This window comes from Acinetobacter sp. GG23 (assembly GCF_057766365.1).
Genome location: NZ_JBYMDJ010000012.1, coordinates 81,893 through 91,017 on the forward strand (window position 1 = coordinate 81,893; position 9,125 = coordinate 91,017).

The 9,125-nt window shown below is 41.4% G+C and carries 9 protein-coding genes and 3 tRNA genes; 8 read left to right on the plus strand and 4 right to left on the minus strand.

Going from position 1 to position 9,125, the window contains the following annotated elements; genetic code table 11:
• Nucleotides 1-550 precede the first annotated feature (550 nt).
• From ppnP to AC3CAU_RS16000, 3 genes are all read left to right on the plus strand, one after another.
• Nucleotides 551-874, plus strand: a complete 324-nt coding sequence (gene ppnP / locus AC3CAU_RS15990) for a pyrimidine/purine nucleoside phosphorylase (RefSeq protein ID WP_067866108.1) — start codon at nt 551-553, stop codon at nt 872-874.
• 130 nt (nt 875-1,004) lie between these two features.
• A complete protein-coding gene (rlmB, locus tag AC3CAU_RS15995) occupies nt 1,005-1,754 on the plus strand; it encodes a 23S rRNA (guanosine(2251)-2'-O)-methyltransferase RlmB (protein ID WP_131216047.1) in 750 nt (249 codons plus the stop codon).
• Nucleotides 1,755-1,785: 31 nt separating this feature from the next.
• Entirely contained in the window at nt 1,786-2,703 is a 918-nt protein-coding gene (locus AC3CAU_RS16000; RefSeq protein WP_424622088.1) for a DMT family transporter, read from the plus strand.
• Here the strand turns inward: AC3CAU_RS16000 and coaE are convergent.
• The 4 genes from coaE to pilB are packed head-to-tail and all read right to left on the minus strand — an operon-like array spanning nt 2,700 to nt 7,158.
• On the minus strand, nt 2,700-3,314 hold the full coding sequence (coaE, locus tag AC3CAU_RS16005; RefSeq protein ID WP_131216045.1) for a dephospho-CoA kinase: 615 nt from the start codon (nt 3,312-3,314) through the stop codon (nt 2,700-2,702). The two genes, AC3CAU_RS16000 and coaE, sit on opposite strands and share 4 nt — an antisense overlap.
• 15 nt (nt 3,315-3,329) lie before the next feature.
• Entirely contained in the window at nt 3,330-4,190 is an 861-nt protein-coding gene (locus AC3CAU_RS16010; protein ID WP_131216044.1) for a prepilin peptidase, read from the minus strand.
• Complete coding sequence (locus AC3CAU_RS16015) at nt 4,190-5,416, minus strand: type II secretion system F family protein (RefSeq protein ID WP_131216043.1); 1,227 nt, start codon at nt 5,414-5,416, stop codon at nt 4,190-4,192. Before AC3CAU_RS16015 ends, AC3CAU_RS16010 begins: the two co-directional genes overlap by 1 nt.
• Before the next feature lie 29 nt (nt 5,417-5,445).
• Nucleotides 5,446-7,158, minus strand: coding sequence for a type IV-A pilus assembly ATPase PilB (gene pilB, locus AC3CAU_RS16020; protein WP_131216042.1), 1,713 nt, complete (start codon nt 7,156-7,158; stop codon nt 5,446-5,448).
• A 280-nt stretch (nt 7,159-7,438) separates the two neighbouring features.
• On the opposite strand from pilB, the gene tpiA reads away from it, so the two are divergent.
• The 5 genes from tpiA (at nt 7,439) to AC3CAU_RS16045 (ending at nt 8,983) form a co-directional block, all read left to right on the plus strand.
• Nucleotides 7,439-8,230, plus strand: coding sequence for a triose-phosphate isomerase (gene tpiA, locus AC3CAU_RS16025; RefSeq protein WP_131216041.1), 792 nt, complete (start codon nt 7,439-7,441; stop codon nt 8,228-8,230).
• A gap of 13 nt (nt 8,231-8,243) precedes the next feature.
• A complete protein-coding gene (gene secG, locus AC3CAU_RS16030) occupies nt 8,244-8,573 on the plus strand; it encodes a preprotein translocase subunit SecG (RefSeq protein WP_131216040.1) in 330 nt (109 codons plus the stop codon).
• 53 nt (nt 8,574-8,626) lie between these two features.
• Nucleotides 8,627-8,711: transfer RNA gene (locus tag AC3CAU_RS16035), tRNA-Leu, on the plus strand.
• A 47-nt stretch (nt 8,712-8,758) separates the two neighbouring features.
• A tRNA-Met gene (locus tag AC3CAU_RS16040) sits at nt 8,759-8,835 on the plus strand.
• A gap of 71 nt (nt 8,836-8,906) precedes the next feature.
• Nucleotides 8,907-8,983, plus strand: a tRNA-Met gene (locus AC3CAU_RS16045).
• Nucleotides 8,984-9,125: the final 142 nt, after the last annotated feature.

Consider the following 9,125-nt stretch of genomic DNA (forward strand, 5'->3'; position numbering starts at 1 on the left):
CAGCTAGCCAAGCCTGCGAGAAGAGAATCTAACCCAGATAAACCTCTATCAGTCATGCTCCAATAATCTGGGGAATTTTTATCTAAATAGATATTTGATTTTATAGATTTTTTAAGGAGTTTCACCTTCATACTGTTAAAAAATGCTCCGCACACTAGGCAAATATCTATCCATACAAATCATGGATCAGTATTCCTTGATAAGTATCTTGGGTCGAAGTTTAAATACTAAATTGACTCATCCCGCTAAGCTTCAGACCTATAACAAATTGCCTGACAGATGGTGATTGTTTTACTGCAACATCTACTCTATGGAAAAGCAGATAGACCTTTAGTCGATGAAGTACAAAAACTTATTTGTGCTTATGCTAAGGTTGATTTAGACTCTCACAAAATCGTGGTAAATCTTAGTCTTATTGATGTAGAAAAATAACTGCAACAATTTGTAAAATATTGATTTAGCCGTATGAAACACCGATTGATTAGTTGAATGCAGGCCTTTAAACTACATCAATCAAAAATTATAAATGCGCATTATCTGGAGAATACGCATGTCAAATCAGTTTGATCATGTTTCTGTTATCAAAAAATCGAATGTTTATTTCGGCGGTTCATGTATTAGTCATACCGTGCAATTCGAAGATGGCACAAAAAAGACACTAGGGGTAATTTTACCGACTGAACAAGCACTGACTTTCGAAACTCATGTACCTGAACGTATGGAAATTATTTCAGGGGAGTGCCGTGTACAAATCGCGGATAAAATCGAGAGTGAATTGTTCCGTGCAGGACAGTCTTTTTATGTCCCAGGTAATAGCCGTTTTAAAATTGAGACCGATGAAGTTTTAGATTATGTTTGCCATTTAGAAGGCTAAACATAAGTCGGACTAAGGCAAAGAAATTTTAGCCTGAATCAGTTAAACTAGATTTAAGCATCAATCCTGTAAAGTCAGCTTTGCAGGATTTTTCTTTTTACATTGTATAAATACATTTTAGAGGCCGTTCATGGCAAAAACCGAATATTTTTATGGCGTTCACTCAGTGGAGTCATTACTTGAGCTTGAGCCAGAGCGTGTACTTACTTTATTTACGCTAAAAGGTCGTGATGATCAGCGTTTGAAAAACGTTTTGGCTTTGGCAGATCCTTTTGGAATCAGTGTACAACAGGCCAGTCGTGACAAACTGGAAAAATTGGCGGGTCAGCCTTTTCATCAAGGGGTGGTTGCTGCAGTTCGTCCACATCCAACATTGAATGAACAGGATTTGGATGATTTGCTGAAACAAAATCCTCAAGCACTGTTGTTGGCTTTAGACCAAGTCACTGATCCACATAATCTGGGTGCTTGTATTCGTACAGCAGCGGCTATGGGTGTTGAAGCGGTGATTGTCTCGCGTGATCGTTCTGCAAGCTTAACCCCGACAGCACGTAAAATTGCTGCAGGTGGTGCAGAGAAAGTGAAGTTTATTCAAGTAACCAATCTTGCACGTACCTTGGGTAATATCAAAGATGAATTCAATGTACGTGTTGTCGGTACCATGCTAGATGAAAAAGCATTACCAGTGCAGCAGTTTGATTTTACCGGAACAGGTATCTGTGTGGTGATGGGCGCGGAAGATACCGGCTTGCGTCCAATTACCCAGTCACAGTGCGATCAAACGGTTTATATTCCTATGGCAGGAAACTTGCAAAGTTTGAATGTGAGTGTGGCAACAGGTATGGCTTTATATGAAGCTTGCCGCCAGCGTAATGTGTAATTTTATCATCTCAATTTAATAGTTGTTTGCTATGTCTCCCCGGTCTCAAGGTTATCTCTATGTCGCCATTACCATGTGCATCTGGGGGGGATTTACCATTACGTCCCGCTTAAATGCACAGTGGGGAATCAGCGCTTGGGATATCACGGCTTTACGTTTTGCTCTGGCATTTTGTATTTTAATGCCGATTCTGATCTATAAAAAAGACCTCGCCTTTTTATGGAAAAAAGAACCGTTTCTTTTGGCGATGATTGGCGGGGTAGGATATTGCCTGACCTCATACAGCGCATTTCACTATGTCCCTGCAGCCCATGCGGCGATTTTTCTGAATGGCTGTATTCCTTTGTGTACCGCAGTGGCCGCATTTTTGCTGTTTAAACAGCCTTTTGATCAGCATACCTGGATTAGTCTGGGCATTATGTTGACTGCAATTGCTGCCATGAGTTTTTTAATGTATCAGGAAACCGGTATCGCTTTTGGTTTTGGCGACATGCTGTTCTTGTTGAGTGCAATCTGGTGGGGTGTTTTTACCGTGCTATTACGGCAATGGAAACTTTCTGCATGGCATTCTATGGCCGGTGTTGCCATCTGGTCAGCGATCGTTTATGTGCCGATTTATCTGTTGTTCTTGCCGAAAAATTTAACTGAACCTGAGCCGCTCCATTTACTGATGCAGGTGATTTTTCACGGCATTTTTGTGGTGATTGTGGCGACACTGACTTATGTCGAAGCCATCAAACGACTGGGTGCATTTAAGACCGGCAGTATCGTGACTTTGGCCCCGTTTATGGCAGCAATTCTAGCTGTGCCGCTTTTAGGTGAACCCTTAAGTCTGGCGATTATGTGTGGCTTGATTGGCATGGCGATTGGTGCTTTGCAGCCGTGGCGCTGGATCATGCATAAAGACAGTTTACAGCAGCAACTGGATCAACAAAAAAAGCAGTCTTAATCGGCTGCTTTTTTTTGCTTGCTACGTTGCAAATAAGTATTATGCAGCGGTTTTAAATGGCTATATAAATGATCAAGATGTCCGTCATTCAGCACGATATCATCTGCCAGGCTTAGTTTCTGCTGACGTGGCATTTGTGCCTGAATGATTTTCTGAATCTGTTCAGTGGATTGCCCATCACGTTGGCTAGCACGTTGAATTTGTAATTCTTCAGTCGCATCAATAAGTAACGTATGATCGGTTAATTCATGTTGATTGGTTTCAAACAGCAGGGGAGAAACCAGAATCGCATAGGGACTGGTTGCGGCATGCAGTTGTTGAATAATTGATTGACGAATAGCAGGGTGGGTGATGCTTTCCAACACTTTACGTGCATTTGGATCCTTAAAAATATGTTCACGTAAAGCCCGGCGATTCAGTTCTCCATTGTCTAACAGAACCCAATCCCCAAAAGCCGCGTGAATTTGTTGTAACGCGGGTTGTCCTTTTTCTACAATCTGACGTGCCACCATGTCGGCATCCACAACGGTGATTCCTTGGGCTTCAAACCATGTACTTGCGGCCGATTTCCCGCTGCCAATACCGCCTGTTAAACCCAAGATAAATGTCATGTATTCATCCAAAAATTATTGTCCTAAATAAACTTTCATAATCTGCTCACCCCAAATAAACGCAATCCAACCTGCAATAGCAATATAAGGACCGAAAGCAAAAGGCTGGTTTTCTTTACGTATTTTCAGCAGAATAATGCCAATGATTGCTCCGACCATGGATGAAAGCAGCACAATTAAAGGTAGCATTAAAGGTCCCATCCAGGCACCTAAAGCAGCCAGTAACTTAAAGTCTCCATAGCCCATACCTTCTTTACCGGTAATGACTTTAAACAGGTAGTACACAATCCAAAGGCACAAGAAGCCAATAATATAGCCCCAGATTGCAGACATAGGAGAGGTATAAATAGCATAACTATTAATGCCTAAACCGAGTGCTGCTAAAGTTAAGGTATAACGATCCGGTAGGAGCTGAGTATCAAAATCAATAAAGGTCAGTGCGATGAGTATCCAAGTCAAAAGCAACCCAAAGAGCATTTGTAGGGTTGGCCCGAAGACCGCAACTATCACCAATGAACATAGGGCAGTGAGTAGCTCAATTAAAGGGTAACGAATGCTGATTGGATTTTTGCAAGAACCGCATTTGCCCCCTAAAACTAGCCAACTAATTACAGGAATATTTTGATACCAACGAATTTCTGTATGGCACTTAGGACAGGTGGATGCAGGTTTGCTCAGGCTAAGTTTAGATTCATCAATAATCGGTTGTTCAGGATGAAGTAGCATTTGACAATCTTGTCGCCATTCTTGCTCCATTATCTTGGGTGTTCTATAAATAACGACATTCAGAAAACTACCAATACAGAGACTGAAAAGCCCAACTGCAAAATAAAGCGCAGTTGGGTTATTGATAAAATAAGAGATAAATTCTTGCATTACACCACAGAACCCATTTGGAAAATTGGCAGGTACATGGCAATAACTAGACCACCAACGAGGACGCCAAGTACAGCCATAATTAATGGCTCCATCATTGAAGTTAAGCCATCAACAGCATTATCGACTTCATTTTCAAAATGAGTCGCCACCTTGTCCAGCATACTGTCCAATGCACCTGACTCCTCACCGATTGCGACCATTTGCACGGCCATGGAGGGGAATTTGTTGGTGACACGCATGGCAAATTGCAATTGTTGACCTGTGGCAACATCATCGCGAATTTTCATCACCGCTTCTTCATAGACACAATTGTTTGTTGCACCAGCGGTTGACTCTAAAGCATCAATTAAAGGTACACCGGCAGCAAATGTGGTTGCTAAAGTACGACTGTAACGCGCGATAATGGCTTTATACACCAGGTCTCCAAAAATAGGGGCTTTGAGCGCTGCTTTATCGAGGAAATCACGAAATTTTTTGCTGCGTTTTTTTGCTTCCATAAAACCGGCTATAATGGCGCCAATGACAATAATTAAAACAAACCAGTATTTTTGCATCCATTCCGACATACCGACAACCATTTTAGTAAATGCCGGTAAATCTGCACCAAATGAACTAAATAAATCCTGAAAGACAGGGACGACTTTCACCATCAAAATAATGGTCACAACAAGTGCAACGACAATAACAGCCATAGGATATTTCATGGCCTTTTTAATTTTTTGCTTTAAAAGTTCACTTTTTTCTTTATAAATAGCAACCCGGTCAAGCATGGTTTCCAAGGCACCGGACTGTTCACCAGATTCAACGAGTGAGCAAAATAAGTTATCAAAATATTGAGGGTATTTTTTGAGTGCGCCGGCAAAGGTATTTCCGCCTTCGACTTCACCTTTAATGCCTAACACCACTTCGCGCATAGAGGGATTTTCAAGACCTTCAGCAACAATTTCAAAGCTTTGTACCAAAGGTACACCTGCTTTCATCATGGTCGCCAGCTGGCGTGTAAAAATGGTGATATCAAGTGTAGATACCTTTTTTTTCATTAAGCCTTCGAGAATATTTTTTCTTTTTTCCCGAATCGTCTTGATGGTAATTCCCTGTTTGCGTAAAGTCACTTTTGCAAGTGCCATGTTACGTGCAGGTAATTCTCCTTTAAGCTTTTCCCCTTTACGATCAACCCCTTCATAACTGAAGGTGGGCATCATCTGTGCTTTTTTGACAGCCATGAATTTATCCTTATTTTTAAATACTTTCTCTATTCACTGGTCACACGATTGACTTCTTGAAGAGAAGTCACCCCCTGCATGACCTTTATTAACCCTGAACGCCGTAAATTATTAAACCCCGATCTTGTAGAGGCTGCTGCAATTTCAAGTGCATTGCCATCTTCCATAATAATTTTCGAAATTTCAGGTGTCACTTTCATGACTTCATAAATACCGACACGACCCTTATAACCTTCCCGACATTCTGAACAGCCGACAGGTTGATATACTTGAAAATCCGGGTGTTTAAGATCTTCTTCTCGAAATCCCATTTCCAGTAAACTTGGTTCTGGAACATCAGCAGGAATTTTACATTGTGGACATAAACGTCGAGCTAAACGTTGCGCAATTACCAAGTTTACAGAGGTAGCAATGTTAAAGGAAGGGACGCCCATATTCCTTAAGCGCGTTAAGGTTTCAGGTGCACTGTTGGTGTGGAGCGTTGACATGACCATATGACCCGTCTGAGCCGCTTTAACAGCAATTTCTGCCGTTTCTAAATCTCGGATCTCACCGACCATCACAATATCAGGGTCCTGACGCAGGAATGACTTGAGGGCAGCAGAGAAGGTTAAGCCGACTTTGGCATTGACATTGACCTGATTGATCCCTTCCAGGTTAATTTCCACAGGATCCTCGGCCGTCGAAATATTGGTATCTTCACGATTGAGAATATTCAAGCCGGTATATAAAGAAACGGTTTTACCGGAACCCGTTGGGCCTGTGATCAACAGCATACCTTGAGGTTTGTCCAGAGCTTGCATAAATAATTCTTTTTGCTCGGGTTCATAGCCCAATGCATCAATACCCAGCATCGCACTGGATGGATCCAGGATACGCAGTACCAGTTTTTCTCCAAATAGGGTAGGAAGTGAGTTAACACGAAAATCAATGGCTTTGGATTTTGAGAGTTTAAGTTTAATACGGCCATCTTGCGGTAAGCGCTTTTCAGAAATATCCATTTGAGACATCACTTTTAAGCGCGAGGCTAAACGTGTCGCGAGTTGTAATGGCGGGTTAGCAATTTGACGTAGAACACCATCGACACGATAGCGAACACGATAACTTTTTTCATAGGGTTCAAAATGTAAATCTGAAGCACCCATCCGAATCGCATCAATCAATAATTTATTAATATATTTAACAATCGGTGCTTCATCTTCTTTTTGATCATGTTCTTCATCGTCTTTTTGACTAAGATCTTCTTGTTCAAGATTTAGATCGATATCATCATCAGAAAATTCGAAGCTATCTGCTTCGGCAAAGTTTTGTTCAATCAGTTTGATTAATTTTGGATGTTCAACAATCACGGCTTCAATATTCATTTTACTACTGAAGCGGATGGCATCCATGGCATCCATATTGGTGGGATTACTGGTGGCAACATAAAGTAAGTTGCCACGTTTAAAAATAGGTAAAACCCGATGTTTGGTAATTAGCTTTTCATCAATTCCTTCGCGGATAATTTGTGCAGAATCATATACGCTGAGGTCAAAAAGTGGTTCCCCAAATTCTTGAGAAATTTTCTCGGCAATATCCAAGGGAGAAAGTTTTAATTGATCAATCAAAAAAGGAACAATATCTTGATTGGCTTTTTTTGCACTTAATACGGCATTCTGCATGTTTTCAGCAGAAACTAAGCCATCTTCAACCAAACGGCGAATAAAACCAGTGAATCTTGGTGAACCTTGTAATGCTGTCATGCTTTAATATGCCCGCTCAATCAATTTGTTTATAATTGGTATTTTTAAATTATACTTTTGTTATATAAAAATACCATATCTGAAAATGTTGTCATCTAGTTAATATTAGACAAAAGCTTGAACCAGTCGTAATTACATGGAGAAAGTTTTTATAGAGAATTCAAGAATAACGTGTAAAAAATAATAATGACATAAAAAGCCAGGTGAAAATTTTCTAAAAAATATTGAATTCCGTGTAGAATACGCGCGGTTAAATGAATTGTTTTTAATAGGTTACTGTATGTCGGGTTCGGCTATTACTCCTTGGGTTGTTGGCAATTGGAAAATGAACCCAATGCAGGCAGACACCAAAGAGCTGATCAAAAGTTTTAAAAAATTATTGCAAGACAATGAAATTAAAGAAGAAAAATGTCGTATCGGTGTTGCCCCTAACATGCTTGCCTTGGCCAGTGTTCAAGCGGAATTGGCAAGTTCAGTACGCCCTATTGATACCGTTGCTCAGAATATTTCTTGTATGGCAGGTACAGGTGCCTATACCGGAGAAGTGAGCGCCGAACTTCTGAAAGATCATCAAATTGAGTTTGTACTGATTGGTCATTCGGAGCGTCGCGAGATCTTTGGCGAAACTGCGCAAATACTGAATGAAAAAGTTAAAAATGCTTTAAATGCAGGATTAACCATTATTTACTGCGTAGGTGAAAGCCTGGAGCAACGTGAAAATGGCCAAGCAGAGCAGGTGGTATTGCAACAAATCTGTGATATTGCCGCAGTGGTTCAAGCTGAACAGTGGCAAAAGATTGTGATTGCCTATGAACCAATCTGGGCAATTGGTACCGGTAAAACGGCTTCCCCGGAAGATGCACAAGCCATGCATGCCAAAATTCGTGAAGGCTTAACTCAAATTACATCGTTCGGTCCAGGCATTGCCCTTCTGTATGGCGGTAGTGTTAAAGCTGAAAATGCAGTAGAGTTGGCTGCCTGTCCAGATATTAATGGTGCGCTGGTTGGTGGTGCATCTTTAAATGCAGAGTCTTTCTATAAAATTGCTCAGGCTTTTGCAAATACAAAATAATTAGGAGTTCAGCATGCAAACTTTTGTGCTGGTGGTACATATTATCTTAGCCATTTTAATGATTGTATTGATTCTGGTACAACATGGTAAAGGTGCAGATGCAGGCGCATCATTTGGTGGCGGCGGTGCTGCGACTGTATTTGGTGCTTCAGGTTCAGCGAATTTCATGACTCGCTTAACGGGTATTTTGACAGCTTTATTTTTTGTCACCAGTTTAACTTTAGCAGTGTTTGCCAAAAAACAAACCACAGATGCTTATAGCTTGAAATCGGTGCAAACTACCACGACTGCTCCGGTGAATTCGAATGAAACTTCGCCAGTCGCACCGAAAACAGGCCAATAACGCGATTTAGTTCTTTCTTTTTGGGTTTGATCCGACTAGAATGCGACACAGCTGCGGTGGTGGTGGAATTGGTAGACACGCTACCTTGAGGTGGTAGTGCCTTCGGGCGTGGGGGTTCAAGTCCCCCCTTCCGCACCAACTTGTAATCCAGAACATAAGTTGGTGTTGTGCAGCAAATCTGTTGATGCGGGATGGAGCAGTCTGGTAGCTCGTCGGGCTCATAACCCGAAGGTCGTTGGTTCAAATCCAGCTCCCGCTACCAATACTATTTAGAAGCAAACTAAATAGGCGATTTAAATAATATTTAAATGGTGATTGATTTTTGCATGTTGTTGCGGGATGGAGCAGTCTGGTAGCTCGTCGGGCTCATAACCCGAAGGTCGTTGGTTCAAATCCAGCTCCCGCTACCACTTTTTGATTAGGGTGCAACTTAATCAAGCAACCATTGAACAGTTTTTGATTGAAAATGCTCAATGAATTGTATATAATTTTTGCACGTTGTTGCGGGATGGAGCAGTCTGGTAGCTCGTCGGGCTCATAACCCGAAGGTCG

Excerpts from the sequence above, each read along its gene's own strand:
- ppnP (WP_067866108.1), top strand. The coding sequence starts at position 551 with ATGTCAAATCAGTTTGATCATGTTTCTGTTATCAAAAAATCGAATGTT.
- rlmB (WP_131216047.1), top strand. The coding sequence starts at position 1,005 with ATGGCAAAAACCGAATATTTTTATGGCGTTCACTCAGTGGAGTCATTA.
- AC3CAU_RS16000 (WP_424622088.1), top strand. The coding sequence starts at position 1,786 with ATGTCTCCCCGGTCTCAAGGTTATCTCTATGTCGCCATTACCATGTGC.
- coaE (WP_131216045.1), bottom strand. The coding sequence starts at position 3,314 with ATGACATTTATCTTGGGTTTAACAGGCGGTATTGGCAGCGGGAAATCG.
- AC3CAU_RS16010 (WP_131216044.1), bottom strand. The coding sequence starts at position 4,190 with ATGCAAGAATTTATCTCTTATTTTATCAATAACCCAACTGCGCTTTAT.
- AC3CAU_RS16015 (WP_131216043.1), bottom strand. The coding sequence starts at position 5,416 with ATGGCTGTCAAAAAAGCACAGATGATGCCCACCTTCAGTTATGAAGGG.
- pilB (WP_131216042.1), bottom strand. The coding sequence starts at position 7,158 with ATGACAGCATTACAAGGTTCACCAAGATTCACTGGTTTTATTCGCCGT.
- tpiA (WP_131216041.1), top strand. The coding sequence starts at position 7,439 with ATGTCGGGTTCGGCTATTACTCCTTGGGTTGTTGGCAATTGGAAAATG.
- secG (WP_131216040.1), top strand. The coding sequence starts at position 8,244 with ATGCAAACTTTTGTGCTGGTGGTACATATTATCTTAGCCATTTTAATG.